General features: G+C 69.5%; 15 protein-coding genes and 1 pseudogene. 5 read left to right on the top strand and 11 right to left on the bottom strand.

Going from position 1 to position 18,774, the window contains the following annotated elements:
• Window positions 1-332: 332 nt before the first annotated feature.
• Complete coding sequence (locus ACHFFZ_RS08815) at window positions 333-1,127, top strand: DMT family transporter (RefSeq protein WP_394276271.1); 795 nt, start codon at window positions 333-335, stop codon at window positions 1,125-1,127.
• A gap of 224 nt (window positions 1,128-1,351) precedes the next feature.
• On the opposite strand, the pseudogene ACHFFZ_RS08810 reads toward ACHFFZ_RS08815, so the two are convergent.
• Together ACHFFZ_RS08810 and ACHFFZ_RS08805 are read right to left on the bottom strand one after the other, a co-directional pair.
• Window positions 1,352-2,227, bottom strand: a pseudogene (locus tag ACHFFZ_RS08810) (phosphoribosylaminoimidazolesuccinocarboxamide synthase); the annotation flags it as partial.
• Between the two features lie 18 nt (window positions 2,228-2,245).
• The gene (locus ACHFFZ_RS08805; protein WP_394276267.1) at window positions 2,246-3,151 is read right to left on the bottom strand and encodes a hypothetical protein; all 906 of its coding nucleotides are present in this window, start codon (window positions 3,149-3,151) and stop codon (window positions 2,246-2,248) included.
• Window positions 3,152-3,519: 368 nt separating this feature from the next.
• Here ACHFFZ_RS08805 and ACHFFZ_RS08800 point away from each other — a divergent pair, with 368 nt between their 5' ends.
• Window positions 3,520-5,298 (top strand): alpha-amylase family glycosyl hydrolase, encoded by a 1,779-nt coding sequence (locus tag ACHFFZ_RS08800; RefSeq protein ID WP_394276266.1) that lies wholly within the window; start codon window positions 3,520-3,522, stop codon window positions 5,296-5,298.
• A 210-nt stretch (window positions 5,299-5,508) separates the two neighbouring features.
• Here the strand turns inward: ACHFFZ_RS08800 and ACHFFZ_RS08795 are convergent, their stop codons facing one another.
• From ACHFFZ_RS08795 to rsmI, 9 genes are all read right to left on the bottom strand, one after another.
• Complete coding sequence (locus tag ACHFFZ_RS08795) at window positions 5,509-6,393, bottom strand: carbohydrate kinase family protein (RefSeq protein ID WP_394276265.1); 885 nt, start codon at window positions 6,391-6,393, stop codon at window positions 5,509-5,511.
• 90 nt (window positions 6,394-6,483) lie between these two features.
• Window positions 6,484-7,917 (bottom strand): adenylosuccinate lyase, encoded by a 1,434-nt coding sequence (gene purB, locus ACHFFZ_RS08790; RefSeq protein WP_394276264.1) that lies wholly within the window; start codon window positions 7,915-7,917, stop codon window positions 6,484-6,486.
• Between the two features lies 1 nt (window position 7,918).
• Window positions 7,919-9,208: a phosphoribosylamine--glycine ligase gene (gene purD, locus ACHFFZ_RS08785; RefSeq protein WP_394276270.1), complete on the bottom strand. Its 1,290-nt coding sequence runs from the start codon at window positions 9,206-9,208 to the stop codon at window positions 7,919-7,921.
• A 39-nt stretch (window positions 9,209-9,247) separates the two neighbouring features.
• On the bottom strand, window positions 9,248-9,937 hold the full coding sequence (locus tag ACHFFZ_RS08780) for a DedA family protein (protein WP_394276263.1): 690 nt from the start codon (window positions 9,935-9,937) through the stop codon (window positions 9,248-9,250).
• An 80-nt stretch (window positions 9,938-10,017) separates the two neighbouring features.
• On the bottom strand, window positions 10,018-10,551 hold the full coding sequence (locus ACHFFZ_RS08775) for a MarR family winged helix-turn-helix transcriptional regulator (RefSeq protein WP_394276262.1): 534 nt from the start codon (window positions 10,549-10,551) through the stop codon (window positions 10,018-10,020).
• A gap of 62 nt (window positions 10,552-10,613) precedes the next feature.
• Window positions 10,614-11,546, bottom strand: a complete 933-nt coding sequence (locus ACHFFZ_RS08770) for a 4-(cytidine 5'-diphospho)-2-C-methyl-D-erythritol kinase (RefSeq protein WP_394276261.1) — start codon at window positions 11,544-11,546, stop codon at window positions 10,614-10,616.
• Window positions 11,547-11,555: 9 nt separating this feature from the next.
• Window positions 11,556-12,431 (bottom strand): 16S rRNA (adenine(1518)-N(6)/adenine(1519)-N(6))-dimethyltransferase RsmA, encoded by an 876-nt coding sequence (gene rsmA, locus ACHFFZ_RS08765; protein WP_394276260.1) that lies wholly within the window; start codon window positions 12,429-12,431, stop codon window positions 11,556-11,558.
• A complete protein-coding gene (locus tag ACHFFZ_RS08760) occupies window positions 12,424-13,302 on the bottom strand; it encodes a TatD family hydrolase (protein ID WP_394276259.1) in 879 nt (292 codons plus the stop codon). The genes rsmA and ACHFFZ_RS08760 overlap by 8 nt, the downstream gene beginning before the upstream one ends.
• A 120-nt stretch (window positions 13,303-13,422) precedes the next feature.
• Window positions 13,423-14,298 carry a 16S rRNA (cytidine(1402)-2'-O)-methyltransferase gene (gene rsmI / locus ACHFFZ_RS08755; RefSeq protein WP_394276269.1) on the bottom strand — a complete coding sequence of 292 codons (876 nt, stop codon included), beginning with the start codon at window positions 14,296-14,298 and terminating at the stop codon, window positions 13,423-13,425.
• 136 nt (window positions 14,299-14,434) lie between these two features.
• Between rsmI and ACHFFZ_RS08750 the strand changes: the two genes are divergently transcribed.
• The 3 genes from ACHFFZ_RS08750 to ACHFFZ_RS08740 form a co-directional block, all read left to right on the top strand.
• Window positions 14,435-15,985: a dolichyl-phosphate-mannose--protein mannosyltransferase gene (locus ACHFFZ_RS08750; protein WP_394276268.1), complete on the top strand. Its 1,551-nt coding sequence runs from the start codon at window positions 14,435-14,437 to the stop codon at window positions 15,983-15,985.
• Between the two features lie 46 nt (window positions 15,986-16,031).
• Window positions 16,032-17,522, top strand: coding sequence for a uracil-xanthine permease family protein (locus tag ACHFFZ_RS08745; protein ID WP_394276258.1), 1,491 nt, complete (start codon window positions 16,032-16,034; stop codon window positions 17,520-17,522).
• A gap of 384 nt (window positions 17,523-17,906) precedes the next feature.
• Window positions 17,907-18,774, top strand: an 868-nt coding sequence (locus tag ACHFFZ_RS08740) for a type I restriction endonuclease (RefSeq protein ID WP_394276257.1), incomplete at its 3' end; no start/stop codon positions are given.

Below are 18,774 nucleotides of genomic sequence, written 5' to 3'. Positions count from 1 at the left end.
CTTGCCCTGGGGGTCAAGGATCTCGGGCTTGGGCATCACATCGACGACTACACGGGCCATGCTCGTGATCCTATCGAACCTCGGGTGCCCACGAACCCACCCCACCGGTAGCGAGCCTGTCACGATCGAGCGGGTTCAGGTCTCCAGCGCATCTTGAACGTGCCAAGGACCCACAATCGCTCGATCGGGAGGATGGGACCGGCGACCCAATCGGTCTCGCCTATCGTCGTGCCGTGACCAGCCCCTCAGCGACGCACTCCGGACACCGCCACGGAGCCGTGCTCGCCCTTGCCGGTGCCTGTCTGTGGGGCACCACGGGCACCTAGCAGGCCCTGCTCACCGGACAGCACAGCCCGGTGGCCGTGGGAGGCCTGCGCACCCTGGTGGCCGCCGTCCTGCTGACCGGCATCGCCCTGGCCGGCGGAGCTCGGGGCTGGGTGGCGCCGCTGCGACACGGGAGCTGGCGGTGGATCCTTCCTGCCGGCCTGTCCGTGGCCTGTTACCAGCTGACCTTCTTCGCGGCCGTCGCCCGGACCGGGGTGGCCGTGGGAACCCTGGTCATGCTGGCCACGACGCCGCTGGTCGCGGGGCTGCTGGGCTGGCGGCTCGAGGGACGGCGCCCGTCCCGCCGGTGGACGACGGCCACCCTGACCAGCCTGGCGGGTGCCTCGCTCCTGGTCCTGGGATCCGGCAGCTCCGCACCGCTCGACGTGCTGGGTCTCCTGCTCGCCGTGGCTGCCGGCATCAGCTTCGGCAGCTACTCCGTGGCGAGTCGACGTGCAGCCAGTGAGGGAGACGAACCGCTGGTGCTGAGCAGCTGGATCTTCCTGGTGGCAGCCCTTGTCCTGGCGGTGCCCCTGCTGCAGCAGGACCTCACCTTCGTCACCCAACCACGCAACCTCGTGGTGCTGGGCTGGCTCGGGGTGGCCGCCACGGCGGGCGCCTACCTGCTCTACCAGACCGGAATGCGCAGCATCGACGCCGCCACCGCCGCAACCCTGGCGCTGGCCGAACCCATGGTGGCCAACCTGCTGGCTGTGCTGGTGCTGGGGGAGCCCTTCACCGCCCTGATGGGGCTCGGGGTGGCGCTGGTGCTGGCCGGGTTGGGCCTGCTGAGCCGCGCCTAGACCCGTCGGGACGGCGTACACAGTCCACTGTGCACGCTCAGGTCCCACTGTGCACCCGCTCCAGGGGCCGCAGAGTCACACTCCGACGTGCACAGTCCACTCTGCACGCGCAAGGGGCAGGCCGGGGCGGGGTGCAGCACCAGACATCCCGCTCCAGATCCCGGGCGCACCAGGCACACCAGGCGCACCCGTCAGCAAAGCACTCAGGGAAGGACGAGTGGGGTGCCGGTGAGGCGCTCGAAGGCCTCCAGGTAGCGCATCCGGGTGGCCTCGACGATGTCGGCGGGCAGCGAGGGCGGCGGATTGTCGTTGCTGCGGTCCCACCCGGACTCGCGGGTCAGCCAGTTGCGGACATACTGCTTGTCGAAGCTGTCCAGACTGCCGCCCGGCGCCCAGGTGGACGCGTCCCAGAAGCGTGAGGAGTCGGGCGTGAGCACCTCGTCGCCCAGCACCAGTGTGCCGTCGGCGCGACGGCCGAACTCCAGCTTGGTGTCGGCCAGGATGATCCCCCGCTCGCGCGCCACCTGCTCGGCCCTGGCATAGACCTCCAGGCTCAGCTCGCGCAGCCGCTCCCCCAGCTCCCGGCCGGTGGTGCGGCACATGGACTCGAAGTCCACGTTCTCGTCGTGCTCGCCCATCGGCGCCTTGGTGGCGGGGGTGAAGATCGGTTCGGGCAGCCTCGAGCCGTCCTGCAGCCCCTTGGGCAGGGCGATGCCGCACACGGTGCCGCTGACCTGGTACTCGGCCCAGCCGGAGCCGGTCAGGTAGCCGCGCACCACGCACTCCACCGGCACCATCTCGAGCTTCTCGCAGACCAGGGCACGCCCGGCGACCGCCCGGGCCTGCTCGGGCGCCAGTACGGTGGCGGGATCGGCACTGATGACGTGGTTGTCGACGATGCCGGCCAACTGGTCGAACCACCACAGCGAGAGTTGGGTGAGCACGACGCCCTTGTCGTCGATGCCGGGCTCCAGCACGAAGTCATAGGCGGAGATGGCGTCGGTGGCCACCATCAGCAGCCGGTCGGCGGCCTGGAGTGCGTACAGCTCGCGCACCTTGCCGCGGTGGATCAGGGGCAGTCCGGGATCGAAGTCGCTCACGCCCGACAGCCTATTGCCTCAGCGTGCGGGCAGGTCCTCGCTCCACTGCCAGGCCACGGAGTGGAAACCCGCGGGCGGGTCGACCAGGACGTACTGGGCCACGGACCCGTCGACCGGGATCGTCTCGGCATCCTCGCGGCCGTCGGCGGCACTGTGTGAGTCGGGAGAGGACCAGGCCACCACCTTGCTGGGCAGGTCGTGGGGGGTGAAGGCGACCTCCAACACCATGTTCTGCATCTTGGGCAGCACCATGCCCAGGTGGTCGAAGACCTCCGTCTGGGAGCCGAAGACCGTCTGGTACTCCAGCATCATCAGCTCGCCCTGGCGCAGCGCCCGTGGCAGCAGCATCTCGGTGACGGCCAGCTCCTGGGCTTCGGCCACCATGCGACGCCCGGGCCTGCAGTTCTTCAGGCCCGTGACGACATCGGCGAAGGCACCGTCGCGCTCGGCCTGGGCCACGACGGGGAAGCTGCGGGTGCCGGCCCGCAGGCACTGCACCACATTGCGCACCACCTCGATGCGCTGGCAGCGGTTCTCGTCCAGACCCACCTGCACGTGGGTGCTCACCTTGCGCAGGTCCGAGGGGCGAAGGCCGGTCTGGGCCAGCACCTGCTCGACGGTCTCCGGCAGCCGCATCGGCCCGCGCCCGTTGCCACTGCGCCGACGGGTGGGTGCCAGCGGCGCCAGCGAGGTCAGCGAACCCGGCGGCAGCTCCAGCACCTGCTCCAGGGCGCTCAGGGTGCGCCCCGAATGGGCCCGGGTGGGCTGTGAGCGCCCGTTCTGCCAGTAGCTCAGGGTCGCGACGCTCACCGTCACGTCGAGCTGCTGGAGCCGGTGCCTGATCCGCTCCAGGCTCAGCCCCCTGGCACGGATCGCCTCGCTCAAGGTACCCGCCAGGTCCCCGCCCGCGGTCTGGTCCTCCACTGTCCCCCCGTCCACCTGTTGTCCCGAACTGCCCCGGCAACCTGGTCCTGCATGCCAGCCGGCCCGACCGGGCGGCAATGGCCACGGGGGCGGGCTGTGTGGAGGAAGGTGCATGGTGCGACCCGAGTGATCTCGGGGCAGCCAGTCGGCTTCCACTCGTGTCGCACCACTGTCCATCGGGGGAGTGGACAGATATGAATATGCCACATGCAAGGACCTGCCCCGCCCCATGGGCCGGGGCAGGTGCGGTTAAGAATCAACTGAGAATCAACAATGCCTCGCCGGATCGAGTCGAACGCTGTCAAACCGGTACCCTGTGGCGATCGATGGACCCCCGTCCAGCACGGTGAGCCAGTGAGAGGAAATCAATGAGCCAGACAGTCCAGGGCATGGGAGCCACCTGCCACGACGGCGGTGTCGCCTTCCGGGTGTGGGCACCCCACGCCAGCACGGTCAGTGTTGTCGGCGACTTCAACGACTGGTCCCGGGAGGCCCATCCCCTGCAGCAGGAGGGCGACGGCTACTGGTACGTCGACGTGCCCGGCGCGAAGGAGGGACAGGAGTACAAGTTCCACCTGACCAATGGTGACCAGGCATTCGACCGGATCGACCCCTATGCCAACCAGGTCACCAATTCCATCGGCAACGGGATCATCTACGACCACGACGCCTTCGACTGGCAGGACGACTCCTTCGAGTGCCCCGCCCACAACGAGCTGGTGATCTACGAGCTGCACGTGGGCTCCTTCAACACCGAGCAGGGCCAGGTGGGCACCCTCGACGGAGTCCTGGAGCGGCTGGACCACCTGGTGCGCCTGGGCGTCAACGCCATCCAGCTGATGCCGGTGATGGAATTCGCGGGCGACTTCTCCTGGGGCTACAACCCGGCACACCTGTTCGCCGTCGAGAGCAGCTATGGCGGCCCCGACGCCCTCAAGCGTTTCGTGCGCACCTGCCACCAGCACGGCATCGCCGTGATCATCGACGTCGTCTACAACCACTTCGGACCCAGCGACCTGGACCTGTGGCAGTTCGACGGCTGGAGCGAGAACGGCCTGGGCGGCATCTACTTCTACAACGACTGGCGCTCCCAGACCCCGTGGGGCGATTCCCGGCCCGACTACGGACGCCAGGAGGTGCGACGCTTCATCCGCGACAACGCCATGATGTGGCTGGAGCAGTACCACGCCGACGGCCTGCGCTGGGACATGACGGCCTACATCCGCTCCAAGGACGCCTCCACCAATGACATCCCCGAGGGCTTCGAGCTGATGGGCGAGGTGAACCGCGAGGTGCGCGAGAAGTTCCCGCGCGCGATCATGATCGCCGAGGACATGCACGGCCTCGACGACATGGTGGGCGAGGGCTATGGCCAGGCCGCCTTCCACGCCCAGTGGGATGCCGAGTTCGTGCACCCGCTGCGCCGCTTCATCAAGGCCTACGCCGACGAGGATCGCCGCCTCGAAGAGATGAAGGGCGCCATCGAGCACGGCTACGACGGCGAGGCCTTCAGCCGGGTGATCTTCACCGAGAGCCATGATGAGGTGGCCAATGGCAAGCAGCGCGCCGTCAGCGACGTGAACCCGCACGACCAGCAGGGCTGGTATGCCACCAAGCGAGCCACCCTGGGGACGATGGTGGCGCTGACCAGCCCGGGCATCCCGATGCTCTTCCAGGGCCAGGAGTTCCTGCAGGGCGGCTGGTTCACCGACGAGGTGCCGCTCGACTGGAACCTCAGCGAGGACCACCAGGGCATCGTGCAGCTGCACGCAGACCTGGCGCAGCAGCGCCGCAACTGGAATGACGACACCGCGGGGTTGCGCGGCGGCGGGCTCAATGTCTTCCACTGCAATGACCAGGCCAAGGTGATGGCCTGGCACCGCTGGAAGGAGCACGGCGTCGGCGATGACGTCGTCGTGGTGATCAACGGCACCGACGAGGTGCGCGGCAACTACCGCATCGGCCTGCCGGCCGGGGGCCACTGGGAGCTGAAGTTCAACTCCGACTCCAGCGTCTACTCCCCCAACTTCGGCAGCGCCGATGCCTTCGACCTGACGGCGCAGGACGAAGGCATCGACGGCTTCGAGCACTCTGCCACGGTGGAGCTGGCGCCCTACGCGATGCTGGTCTACCGCTGGAAGGGCTGAGGCGCTTCCACCGTCGGGTGGCCCTTGGCCTGCCCGACGGTGGTCGGCTCGCGGAGCGTCGCGGTGGGGTGTGGGCCACGACCTGGTGGGTGACCACTGGGGGGCTGGGTGCGTGAGGTCATGCCCGACAGCGCAGTGGCCGAGAAGCAGTGCCCCCGAAGCAGTGCCCCCAAAGCAGCGACCCCGAAGCAGCGACCCCAGAGCACTGACTCAGCGCAGGTGCCTGAGCCAGCCGCGGGCGCCGGCATGCTGGACGCGCAGGCTGGCGACGCGGATGGCACGCTCCACCGCATGGGCGAGCTGTCCCCCGTCGAGCAGCAGGCTGGCGACCAGCGCTCCGTGGAAGGCGTCGCCGGCACCGAGCGTGTCGACGGCACGGACCTGCGGCGGCGTGACGCTCCCCCGCTCGATGACCGACTGCCACAGCGTCGGCCGGTGCCCGTCGGTCATCACCGCCGAGGTGGCGCCGGCCTCCAGCACGTGGCCCACCGCCCCCGCCAGGTCCGTCCCCAGTCCTGCGGCATAGTCGGCAGATCCTGCGACCACGTCGATCCAGCTCAGCCAGCTCTCGGCGGCCGGCTTCACGCTGCCCGCGTCGAGCACCAGCAGGCAGCCGGTGTCGGCCACCTGGCCCAGCGCCATGCCGGCCGCCACCGGGTGGTGCCCGTCGAGCATGACGGCGTGCGCGCCCGCCAGCGCCTGCCGGGCGGCGTCGTCGAGCTGCAGCCGGGAGCGCAGCGCGCTGGTGGACAGGACGGTGCGGGTGCCGTCGGGTTCCACGACGCAGGTGCTGACCGGCAGGGAGAAGGCAGCCGCGCCGGGCCCGTGGCCTGCTGCGAGGTCGATGATCCGCACGCCGTGCGCCTCGAGGTCGGTGCGGACGGTGGCAGCGGCCGCCCGGTGACCGATGGCGGTGACCAGGGTGGCCTCGCCCAGCATCGCGGCGGCGGTGACGGCGGCATTGGCCGCGGGGCCTCCGGCGGACAGCTCGGTGGACTCCACCACCTGTTTGATGCCCCGCCGGGGCGGCCCGTCGACGCGCTGCACCACGTCGAGGGTGGTCAGACCGAGGAAGACGGCATTGGGGCTGGTCATCGTGGGCTCCTCGCGGTTTTCCACAGATTCCCACGCCGGGGTCGGCTTGGCAAGGTCCTTCACCGACCCCGGTGCCTCAGGCGACTGGCCTCAGAGCACGTGGCCAGGACGGTAGGCGGCCGCCTGCGGGTTGGCCTCGACCAGCTCGGCGACCCGCCCGGCCACCCGGGCCACCTGGGCCCCGGCATCGCCGGTGAGCTCCAGAGGCTGGCTGACCAGGGCCTGCAGCTCGTCACGCGACAGGCCCAGCGCGGGCTCGGCGGCCAGCCGGTCGAACAGGTCATTGGTGCGAAGGCCTTGCTCGCGCATCTCCAGCGCGACGGTCACCGCATTGGTCTTGATCGCCTCGTGGGCGTCCTCACGCCCCACGCCCTTGCGGACGGCGGCCATCAGCACCTTGGTGGTGGTGAGGAAGGGCAGGTAACGCTCCAGCTCCGCGTCGATCACGGCACCGAAGGCCCCGAAGTCGGCCAGGATCGTCAGGAAGGTCTCGAACATGCCGTCCAGGGCGAAGAAGGCGTCGGGCAGGGCGACGCGGCGCACCACCGAGCAGGAGACGTCGCCCTCATTCCACTGCACGCCCGACAGGCCCTCGGTCATCGCCACGTAGCCGCGCAGGATGACGCTGAAGCCGTTGACGCGCTCACAGGAGCGGGCATTCATCTTGTGCGGCATGGCGGAGCTGCCCACCTGGCCGGGCTTGAAGCCCTCGGTGACCAGCTCGTTGCCGGCCATCAGACGCAGCGTGGTGCACAGGCTGGAGGGGCCCGACGAGGCCTGGTAGAGGGCGCTGACCGCGTCGAAGTCGAGGCTGCGCGGGTAGACCTGGCCCACCGAGTCGAGCACGGAGGCGAAGCCGAGGCTGGTGACCACGCGCTGCTCCAGCTGGGCGAGCTTGTCGGCATCGCCGTCGAGCAGGTCGAGCATGTCCTGGCTGGTGCCCACCGGTCCCTTGATACCGCGGCCCGGGTAGCGCTTGATGAGCTCGTCGATGCGGGCGTGGGCGATGAGCATCTCATCGGCGGCAGAGGCGAAGCGCTTGCCCAACGTGGTCACCTGGGCGGCGACATTGTGACTGCGGCCGGTCAGGCCACGGTCGGTGTACTGCACCGCCAGGGCGCTGGTCATCGCCAGGGCGGTGACGATGCGCTCGCGCACCAGCTGCAGGCTGGCCAGCACCTGGTGCTGCTCGATGTTTTCGGTGAGGTCGCGGCTGGTCATCCCCTTGTGGATGTGCTCGAAGCCGGCCAGGTCGTTGAACTCCTCGATGCGCGCCTTCACGTCGTGGCGGGTGACCCGCTCGCGGGCGTCGATCGAGTCCAGGTCCACCTCGTCGACGTGCGCCTTGTAGGCCTCGATGACGGCCTGGGGATCGTCGCCGCCGAAGCTGACGCCAAGATCGCGCTGGGCCTCCAGCACGGCGATCCACAGCGTGCGCTCCATCACGATCTTGGCCTCGGGCGACCAGATCTCGCGCATGGCCTGCGAGGCATAGCGGTTGGCGAGCACATTGGGGACGGTCATGTCAGTTCTCCTGCGTGGGGTTCGTGGCGGTGTAGCTGCTGTCGAGCTCGACCCGGCCATTGGCGGCGCGCTCGGCGATGTCGGTGCGGGTGAAGCCGGTCTCGAAATCCGTGGCCGAGACCTGGCCGTAGGCAGCCTGGCGGGCCGCGGCGAGGTCGTCGCCGGTGCCGACGACAGCCAGCACCCGTCCACCCGCGGCGACCAGCTCGCCATCGAGGCCCTGCGCGGTGCCGGCATGGATGGTGTGGGCGCTGGCGGTGTCCTCGGCCAGCACGATCCGGCCGCCCTTGACGGGGACACCGGGGTAGCCCCCGGCCGCCATCACGACCACGACGGCGGCACCACTGCCCCACTCTAGCGACGGGGCCTGGTCCAGGGTGCCGGTGGCGGCGGCGTGCAGCAGCCCGCCCAGCGGGGTCTTGAGCCGGGCCAGCAGGGCCTGGGTCTCCGGGTCGCCGAAGCGCACGTTGAACTCCACCACGCGGATGCCGCGACGGGTCAGCGCCAGGCCGGCATAGAGCAGCCCGGTGAAGGGGGTGCCGCGACGGGCCATCTCGCGCAGGGTCGGCTGGATGACCAGCTCGTCGACCTGTGCGGCGATGTCGGCCGGCGCCCAGGGCAGCGGCGTGTAGGCGCCCATGCCGCCGGTGTTGGGGCCCTCGTCGCCGTCGGCGGCCCGCTTGAAGTCCTGTGCCGGCTCGAAACAGCGGCTGGTGGTGCCGTCGCAGACAGCGAACAGGCTCACCTCGGGACCGTCCAGGTATTCCTCGATGACCACCTGCTGGCAGGCCAGTGCGTGGGACAGGGCCGCCTCGCGGTCCTCGGTGACCACCACTCCCTTGCCAGCGGCCAGCCCGTCCTCCTTGACCACGTAGGGGGCGCCGAACTCGTCGAGGGCGGCCTCCACCTCTGCACGGGTGGTGCACACGCGGGCGGCGGCGGTGGGGACGCCGGCGTCCTCCATCACCTGCTTGGCGAAGGCCTTGGAGCCCTCCAGTCGGGCGGCCTCCCGACCGGGTCCGAAGCAGGCGATCCCAGCCTCGCGCACCACATCGGCCACCCCGGCCACCAGCGGCGCCTCGGGCCCGACGACCACCAGGTCTGCACCCAGTTCGCCCGCAAGCGCGGCGACGGCGACACCGTCGGCCTGGTCGACCGGATGGTTGGTGGCACAGGTGGCCGTGCCGGGATTCCCGGGGGCCACGTGCACGGCGGCCACGCCGGGATCCTTGCTCAGGGCCAGGGCCAGGGCGTGCTCACGGCCGCCGGAGCCGACGACGAGGACTGTCATGGGTTCGCTCACGCGCCCGAGCCTATCGGGCCCGCATGTTCATCCGCGCTCGTGTGGCTCCTGCGTGGAGGCGGCATCGGCGTACTGCTTGTCGCTGCGGTTGCGCACGCGCTTGATGACGAACCAGGCGACGGCAGCCAGGATCAGCATGATCACCACGTTCTGCAGGTTGCCCACCCAGCCCTCGACGCGGGTCCAGTTGTCACCCAGCGCGTAGCCGGCGTAGATCAACAGGGTGTTCCAGATCAGCGTGCCGGCCACCGAGTAGAGGGTGAAGCGCACCGGGTTCATCCGGTCCAGCCCGGCGGGAATCGAGATCAGCGAGCGCACCCCGGGGATCATACGGCCGAAGAAGACGGCCTTGCCGCCGTGGCGCTCGAACCAGCCAACGGCGGTGTCGACGTCATTGGAGTCCACCAGCGGCATCCGGTCGGCGATCGCCTTGAGACGATCGACGCCCAGGGCCATGCCCAGCCAGTAGAGCAGCCAGGCGCCGGCCACCGAGCCGGCGGTGGTCCACAGCACCGCGGACAGGAAACCAAAATGGCCCTGCGCGACGGTGAAGCCGGCCAGCGGGAGGATGACCTCGCTGGGGATCGGCGGGAAGACGTTCTCCAGGAAGACGGCCAGGGCAGCGCCCGGCGCGCCGATCGTCGACATCAGTCCCGTCAGCCAGTCCATGAAGCGGGAGATGACGCTGGTCTGCAGGAGAATGGGGCCGAGGTGCATGCTGGTCCGTCCGTAGGGGTGATCCGTCCGGCTCAGACTAGACAGCCAGGCAAAGAGGGGGCTGTGAAGAGGCCCGTGCCCTAGTCGTGCTGGTGCCGCTCCTGGGCCACCAGCAACCGCCGCAGCGCCGCCGAGAGGGCCTCGCGCTCGTCCTCGTCGAGGTCTCCCAACAGGCGGTCCTCGGTCTCGAGCAGACCTTCCAGGGCGGCGTCGACGGCCCGCTTGCCGTCGGCGGTGAGCACGACGCGCACCGAGCGCCCGTCTCTCGGGTCGGCCTGGCGTTCCACCAGTCCCCGGGCCACCAGACGGTCCACCCGGTTGGTCATGGTGCCGGAGGTGACGTGGGTCTGCTTGAGCAGCTGGCCGGGACTCATCGTGTACGGCTCGCCGTCCTTGCGCAGCGCCGCCAGCACGTCGAACTCCCAGCCCTCCAGGCTGGAGCTGTCGTGGGCGTGGCGACGGGCCAGGTCGAGGTGCTGCGCCAGGCGCAGGATGCGCGACCAGATGCCCATCGGCTCGACGGGCAGGTCGGGGCGCTCGCGGTGCCAGGCCTCCAACAGCTCGTCGACCTCGTCGCCGGGGGCCGTCGGGTCGGCCTGCGAGGAGGTGGTCATGGAGGCAATCAAACCAGATCCCGGCCCCACCGCTGCACCACGAATCCGGGCGGCGGCCGGCCTCAGCCGATCAGGCTGGCGCCCGGCACCGGCCCGGTGGTGCGCCGGGTGGCCCGCACGGTGGGCGCCTGGCCCAGGGCGGCACGCAGGTCCATCGCGGCGGCCTCGTTGGCCGCCAGGAAGGCACAGGTGGGGCCGGAACCGGAGACCAGTGCGCCCAGCGCGCCCGCGTCCAGCCCGGCCTGCAGGGTCTCACGCAGCTCCGGGCGCAGGTCCAGGGCAGCCTCCTGCAGGTCATTGCACAGTGCCGCTCCCAACGCCCGCACGTCGCCACAGGCCAGCGCGGCGGTCACTCCGGAAGGGATGTCGGTGCTCGACGGCCGGGCGCCGGGGCGGGCCTGCAACTCGTCGAAGCGCCTGAAGACGCCGGGGGTGCCCAGGCCCTCGTGGGCCATCGCCAGCACCCAGTGGTAGGTGCCGCGGGTGATCATCGGCACCAGCTGGTCGCCCCGGCCCCGACCGATCGCGGTGCCGCCGAGCAGGCCGAAGGGCACGTCGGAGCCCAGTTCCGCGGCCAGGGAGTGCAGGTCGTCGGGCGTGGTGTCCAGGTCCCACAGCACCGAGCAGGCCAGCAGCGCACCGGCGGCATCGGCCGATCCGCCCGCCATGCCGCCGGCCACCGGGATCTGCTTCTTCAGGTGCAGGGCGACGCCCATCGCCGGGTCCCCGTGGCGCCCGGCCAGCAGGCGTGCGGCCCGCCAGGCCAGGTTGCGCTCGTCGGTGGGGAGCTCGTCGGCGCCCTCGCCCGAGATGGTCAGCGAGGTGTGGCCGTCGGGGGCGGGACTGGCGACCACCTCGTCGTAGATGCCCAGGGCATGGAAGACGGTCCCCAGCGGGTGGTAGCCGTCCTGGTCGAGGTCCCCGACGCACAGGGCCAGGTTCACCTTGGCCGGAACCCTCACCCGCACCGGCGCGGTCTGGTCGATTGCTTGCACCCGCCGAAGCTATCCCACCGGCTGCCCCGGCGACATCTGGGGCAGCTGTTCGGCGATTCGTGCGAAGTCCTCGATGCCCAGCACCTCACCGCGCGCCTGCGGGTCCACCCCGGCAGCCTCCAGCACGGCACTGGCAGCGGCCGAGGACCCGCACATGCCGGCCAGGGCGGCGCGCAACATCTTGCGTCGCTGGGCGAAGGCGGCGTCGACGACGGCGAAGACCTGCTCGCGGGTGGCGGTGGTGGCCGGCGGCTCGCGCCGGATGATCCGCACCAGGCCCGAGTCCACATTGGGCACCGGCCAGAAGACCCTCGGCGGCACCATGCCCACCCGGGTGGCCTCGGCATACCAGGCCATCTTGACGCTGGGCACGCCGTAGATCTTGCTGCCGGGCTGGGCGACGAGCCGGTCGCAGACCTCCAGCTGCACCATCACCAGGCCGGTGCGCCAGGAGTCGAAACGCTCCAGCAGGTGCAGCAGCACCGGCACGGAGACGTTGTAGGGAAGGTTCGCCACCAGGGCGGTGACCGGATCACCGTCGAGGCTGTCCACGCGCAGGGCATCGGAGTGCACCACGGCCATCCGGCCGGAGGCCTCTGGCATCCGTTCGGCCACGGTGCGGGCCAGGCGGGGGGCGAGCTTCTCGTCGATCTCGATGGCGGTGACGGCCGCGCCGGTCTCCAGCAGGCCCAGGGTGAGCGAGCCCAGACCGGGGCCCACCTCGAGCACGGTGTCGTCGGCGCCGATCCCGGACAGCTGCACGATGCGGCGCACCGTGTTGGGGTCGATCACGAAGTTCTGCCCGCGCTGCTTGGTGGGCTTCAGGTCGAGCTCGTCGGCCAGGGCGCGCACGCTGCGCGGGTCGAGCAGTCCGGTCTCAGGCATGGTCGTCCTCTCCCCAGCTTCCGCCGAAGGCCTCGAAGGTGTTGCTGCGCACCTGCAGGCACAGCTCGTCCAGGCTGCTGTCGAGCTGGTCGGCCATGAAGCGCAGGGTGTGCGGCAGCAGGTAGGGGGCATTCGCCTTGCCCCGGGCGGGCAACGGCGTCAGGTAGGGGGCGTCGGTCTCCACCAGCAGGCGCTCGCGGGGCACCACCTGCAGGGCCTCGCGCAGGTAGGGGGCGTTCTGGTAGGTGAGCACCCCGGGGAAGCTGAGCCACATGCCCTGGGCGCCGGCCGCGGCCAGGCAGTCGCGGGCGAAGTCGGCGTCACCGCTGAAGCAGTGCATCACGGTGCGCTCGGGCAGCTCGACCTCGTGCAGCACGCGGAGCAGGTCGTCATGGGCGTCGCGGTGGTGGATCACCAGGGTGAGGCCGCGTCGCCGGGCAATCTCGACGTGGGCACGGAAGCTCTCCTCCTGCACCGACTGCAGGCGCTCGTCGGTGGTGCGGTAGTGGTCCAGCCCGGTCTCCCCCACCGCACGCACCACCGGGTCTGCGGCCAGTTCGTCGATGGTGGCGATGTCGGCATCCAGCGTGGTGCTGCGGGCGGCGTCATTGGGGTGCATCGCCACGGCGGCCACCACCTCGGGGTGCCGGCGGGCGATCTCGACGGCCACCCGGGAACTGGGGACATCGCAGCCCACCTCCACCAGGCGGTCGATGCCGACGGCGCGGGCGGCCGCCAGGTTCGTCTCGACGTCGAGCCCGGAGTACTCGCGGGTGGAGTCGAGGTGGGTGTGCGAGTCGACGGTCGGGCCGGGCAGGGGGTCTGGCAGCGGGGGGAGGTTGAGCTCGGCGAGCCGTGCGGCGATGTCCATGGGGCACATTGTCCTGCACGTTCGGCGGGGCTGTCGACGCGGCGTCCCCGACTGCGCCCGTCCTGGTCAGACTTGTGTGGCGCCGGTGCAACACAACCCTGACCAGAACCTGCGATCGGGTCAGCGCGCGTCGAGTGCCGCCTGGTAGAGCTGCTTCTTGTTGGCCCCGGTCAGCTTCGCCACCTCCGCGACGGCCGCCGAGAGCTTCTCCCCCTCGCCGATGCGCCGCTGTACCAGCGCCAGCGCATCCTCGGCGTCGACGGCCTGCTCCGCTCCCTGCACCACCACGCAGATCTCGCCGCGGGCGTGCTCGGCGGCCCACTGGGCCAGCTCGGCCAGCCCGCCGCGGCGGACCTCCTCGTGGGGCTTGGTGAGCTCGCGGCAGACGGCGGCGGGGCGGTCGTCACCGAGAGCCGCCGCACAGTCGGACAGGAAGTCGGCCAGCCGGTGCGGCGCCTCGAAGAAGACCATGGTGCGCTCCTCGGCGGCCAGCGCCTCCAACCGGCGGCGGCGCGGCCCCTGCTGACGGGGCAGGAAACCCTCGAAGCAGAAGCGGTCCACGGGCAGCCCGCTGACGGCCAGCGCGGTGAGCACGGCGCTCGGGCCGGGCACACAGGTCACCTCGAAGTCATTCGAGACGGCGGCCTGCACCAGCCGGTAGCCGGGATCGCTCACCGAGGGCATGCCGGCATCGGTGGCCACCACCACATTGCGTCCCGAGCGCAGCTCCTCGAGCAGCTCGGGAGTGCGGGAGTTCTCATTGCCCTCGAAGTAGCTGACGATCCGGGCACCAGTGGTCACGTGCAGGCGCCGCAGCAACGTCTGCAGGCGGCGGGTGTCCTCGGCGGCGATCACCCGGGCATCGGTGAGCACATTGCGCAGGTTCTTCGACGCATCCAGCGAGGAACCGATCGGGGTGGCGGCCAGCACCACCCGGCCGCGGCCGCGGGAGTCGGGCTCGAGCTGGCGGGGCGTGGCGGCCTCGGGGCCGCCCACGGCAGGGGTGGCGGCGGGGCTGGTGTCGTGGTTCACCGACCCATTGTCCCCCGAGACCTAGGATGTGCGGGTGAGCACCGCCCTCGTCCCCTCCGCCGCCGCCCAGCCCAGGGCCGAGCGCACCGTCGTCGACCGCCTGCTCGACGCCCCTCCGGCCGACCGGCTGACCGGCTGGCTGGTGACCCTCGGCATCACCGCCTTCGCCTTCGTGCTGCGCCTGGTCGACCTGGGCCGCCCCAAGGGACTGGTCTTCGACGAGACCTATTACCCCAAGGAGGCCTGGACGATGCTGCACCTGGGCTACGAGGGGACCTGGCCCGAGACCATGCCGGGCACCAAGCTGAAGGCCAATGACGCCATCGCGCAGGGCATGGTCGAGGGCTGGAATGCCAATGCCTCCTTCGTCGTGCACCCGCCGCTGGGCAAGTGGCTGATCGCGGCGGGCGAGCACCTGTTCGGCATGAACTCCTTCGGCTGGCGCTTCAGCTCGCTGGTCTTCGGCAGCCTGCTGGTGCTGGCGACCATCCGCCTGGCCCGGCGCCTGAGCCGCTCGACGCTGGTGGGCGCCATCGCCGGGGTGCTGCTGGCCCTTGACGGGCTGGCCTTCACGATGAGCCGGATCGGCCTGCTCGACATCTTCCAGGCCTTCTTCCTGGTGGCGGGCGTTGCCTGTGTGGCCGCCGACCGTGACTGGTTCCGCAACCGCCTGGGTCTGCACCTGCAGCGTGCCGGGCTGACCGATCTGGGCGGGGCCTTCGGCCCGGCACTGTACGTGCGGCCGTGGCGCATCCTGGCCGGGCTCAGCTTCGGGCTCGCGACGGCGGTCAAGTGGAACTCGCTGTTCATGCTGGCGGCCATGGGAATCCTGTCGGTGCTGTGGGACGTCGACGCGCGACGCCTGGCCGGCGCCGGTTCCCGCAGCTGGAGCGCGCTGCTGCGCGACGGTATCCCCGCCTTCGTGCAGATGGTGGTGCTGGCCGTGCCCACCTACCTGGTCACCTGGACCGGCTGGCTGGTCACGCACGGCGGCTGGAGCCGCGGCTGGGGCGCGGACAATCCCGATGCCTTCACCACCAGGGTCTTCGGTGCGCCGCTGGCCTCGCTGATGCACTACCACTCCGAGATGTACGACTTCCACACCGGCGAGGGCATGATGACCGCCACCCACACCTACGAGGCCAATCCGTGGGGCTGGCTGGTGATGCAGCGCCCGATCGGCATCGACGCGGTCAACGACATCAAGCCCGGTGTCGACGGTTGCCAGGCGGTCAACGACACCTGCCTGCGGGTCATCTCCGGCGCCGGCACCCCCGTGCTGTGGTGGATGGCGCTGGTCGCGCTGCTGGCCGGCCTGGTGGTGTGGGTGGCCGGGCGCGACTGGCGCTTCGGGCTGCCGATCGTGGCGATGGCCAGCACCTACCTGCCCTGGTTCAAGTACGCCGACCGTCCCCTGTTCTTCTTCTACGCGATCTGCATCATCCCCTTCACCGTCACGATCCTGGCGCTGTGGCTCGGCCGCATCATCGGGCCGGCCGACGGCCCCCATCGCCGGCGCGGGGCGTGGATCGCGGGCAGCGCCGTCGCCCTGGTGGCGGCCAACTTCGCCTTCATCTACCCGATCCTCACTGACGGTCTGCTCACCCGCAAGCAGTGGATGGCGCGCATGTGGTTCCGCTCCTGGATCTGAGTCCCTCGTCCGGCTCGTACACTTGGCCGGACGAAAGGACGATCGCGTGATCTGGAAGCTGCACGGCAACGGACAACTGGCACCGGGGGCCGTGGTGGCCCCCGACGAGCGCCTCAGCTGGGGCAAGACCATCGGTCTGGGGGCGCAGCACGTGGTGGCCATGTTCGGCGCCACCTTCGTCTTCCCGCTGCTGATGGGGCTCAACCCGCAGCTGGCGGTGATGATGAGCGGCATCGCCACCCTGCTCTTCCTCTTCCTCACCAAGAACCGGGTGCCCAGCTACCTGGGCAGTTCGGCCAGCTTCGTCGGGGTGGCGACGGCCATCTACACCATGGGCGGCAACCCGGCCGACGTCTCGGGTGCCCTGCTCGTGGTGGGCCTGGCGCTGCTGCTGGTCGGCCTGGTGATACACGTCGCCGGTGCCCGCGTGATCCACCGGGTCCTGCCGCCGGTGGTGACCGGCGCGGTGGTGATGCTGATCGGCTTCAACCTGGCCCCGGTGGTGGCCCGCACCTACTGGCCGCAGGACCAGTGGACGGCCTTCGTCGTGATGCTCGTGGTGGTGCTGCTGTCGGTGGGGCTGCGTGGCTTCCTGGGCCGCATCGCCATCTTCCTGTCGCTGGTCTTCGGCTACCTGCTCTCGGCGGTGCTCGACCGGCTGCTCGGGCCGGTGGCCCGCACGGCAGCCGACGGGACCGTCAGCCACGCCTACCGGGTGGACTGGAGCGCGGTGGGCCGGGCGGACTGGTTCGGACTGCCCCCGGTGACCGACCTGGCTGGCTGGAGTCACGGTGCCGCCGACAATGTGCTCGGTTTCCACCTGCCGCACTTCGGCCTGTCCTACATCCTGGTGGCGCTGCCGGTGGTGATCGCCCTGATCGCCGAGAACACCGGCCACGTCAAGGCGGTGGCCGAGATGACCGGCAAGGACCTTGACGACACCATGGGCCGCGCGATCATGGCCGACGGCCTCACCTCGATGATCGCCACCGGCGCGGGCGCAGGCCCCACCACCACCTATGCCGAGAACATCGGCGTGATGGCGGCCACCCGCGTCTACTCCACCGCCGCCTATGTGGTGGCCGCCCTCGTGGCGATCGGCTTCGGCTTCTCGCCCAAGTTCGGGGCCGTCATCTCGGCCACCCCGGGTGGTGTGCTGGGCGGCATCTGCGTGGTGCTGTACGGCATGATCGGCCTGCTCGGCGCCAAGATTTGGAAGGAGAACCAGGTCGACTTCGGCAACCCGGTGAACCTGGTCCCGGTGGCCGCCGGCATCATCATCGGCGTGGGCGACGTCTCGCTGCGCTTCAGCGAGAACTTCACCCTGGGCGGCATCGCACTGGGCACCATGGCCACCGTCATCCTGTGGCACGTGGCGCGCGCCGTCGCCCCGCGCTACCTCTCCGACACCGCCGGCGGCTCCAACCTGGTGCTGGACGCGCCCGGCATCTACACCGTCGAGGACGAGGTGGACCGTCCCTACGAGAAGTACGACCCCACCAAGCGGACGCACCGCGATGAGTCCCGACTGAACTGACGCAGTCGCCACCGAGCCCCACGAGTCCGGACACCACACATGGAGTCAATCGCTGTGGCGCTACCCGGACGATGCCAAGAGCACACACTCGTCGCCCCCGGTGTGCCGCCTACCACAAACACTCCGAGTCACTTCATCCGTCGGCCGACAGTCCAGTGATCTATACCTGTTCGAGTAGCAGAAAGCTCTTCAGAGCCCCCCTAGTCGTTCACGATTGACGTCTCACTCATCAGGAGACGAGAGGCGGCAGGCCCGTCGACTCAGAGCATGTCCCATAGCCATCACAAGATCCAAGGAAAACATGCCAATCCTCACTCAATGACGCCCCGACGAACCCAGCCAGAACTATGCTGCATGTCATCGGATCGAAGGAGGGACGGAACCATGGAGTTCGGTGAAAAGTTGGCAGCGATGGCCAAGAAGGTACGTCAGGACAAGGCTGCAGTCCAGACGGAGGAGGCCACCAAGACGTCGCTGATCATGCCATTCATCGCTACGGTGCTCGGTTACGACGTCTTCAACCTGAATGAAGTGGTTCCGGAATTCATCACAGACGTTGGGCTCAAGAAGGGCGAGAAGATCGACTATGCCATCTTGCGCGACGGACAAGTTCAGATGCTCATCGAATGCAAGAAGGTTGGTGAGCCCCTCTCGCTGGAGAACGCCTCCCAGCTGTTCCGGTACTTCCACGTCACGACAGCTCGCATCGCCTGCTTGACCAATGGTGAAGAGTACCGGTTCTACACCGACCTCGATGCGCCCAACAAGATGGACGAGAAGCCATTCCTCGTGTTGGACCTCAGCGACATAGACGATGCGATCGTCCCGGAGCTCAGCAAATTGAGCAAGGAGGTCTTCGATCTAGAATCTGTCATCAGCAGCGCGGGCGAACTCAAGTACGTCAGCGCCATCAAGCGCGAGATCGCTACGCAGCGCAAAGAACCGACTGAAGATTTCGTGCGCGTCTTCACCTCACGCGTCTACGAGGGTCGCATCACCTCAAGAGTTTCCGAGCAGTTCTCGACGCTCGTCAGCAAGAGTTTCTCCCAGTACATCAGCGATCAGGTGAACGAACGGCTCAAGGCTGCCCTCGGAAACCAGAATTTCCCGCAGGCTGCTGACACCGAGCTCCCCACGCCTGAAGCGTCGACCCACTTGTCACCTGAAGCAGTTGACAATTCAGGAATCGAGACCACTCTGGAGGAGATGGAGGCTTACCACATCGTGAGAGCCATCATCTGTTCGACCATCG

The sequence above is a fragment of the Luteococcus sp. genome, assembly GCF_043424415.1.
GTDB lineage: Bacteria > Actinomycetota > Actinomycetes > Propionibacteriales > Propionibacteriaceae > Luteococcus.
Note: the sequence above shows the minus strand (reverse complement) of the source record. Positions and strands in the feature narration are given on the sequence as shown.

Coding starts and splice junctions, on each gene's coding strand:
- ACHFFZ_RS08775 (WP_394276262.1), bottom strand. CDS start 10,551: ATGACCACCTCCTCGCAGGCCGACCCGACGGCCCCCGGCGACGAGGTC.
- purB (WP_394276264.1), bottom strand. CDS start 7,917: ATGACCGTCCCCAATGTGCTCGCCAACCGCTATGCCTCGCAGGCCATG.
- ACHFFZ_RS08795 (WP_394276265.1), bottom strand. CDS start 6,393: ATGACCAGCCCCAATGCCGTCTTCCTCGGTCTGACCACCCTCGACGTG.
- rsmA (WP_394276260.1), bottom strand. CDS start 12,431: ATGCCTGAGACCGGACTGCTCGACCCGCGCAGCGTGCGCGCCCTGGCC.
- ACHFFZ_RS08800 (WP_394276266.1), top strand. CDS start 3,520: ATGAGCCAGACAGTCCAGGGCATGGGAGCCACCTGCCACGACGGCGGT.
- purD (WP_394276270.1), bottom strand. CDS start 9,208: ATGACAGTCCTCGTCGTCGGCTCCGGCGGCCGTGAGCACGCCCTGGCC.
- ACHFFZ_RS08780 (WP_394276263.1), bottom strand. CDS start 9,937: ATGCACCTCGGCCCCATTCTCCTGCAGACCAGCGTCATCTCCCGCTTC.
- ACHFFZ_RS08760 (WP_394276259.1), bottom strand. CDS start 13,302: ATGGACATCGCCGCACGGCTCGCCGAGCTCAACCTCCCCCCGCTGCCA.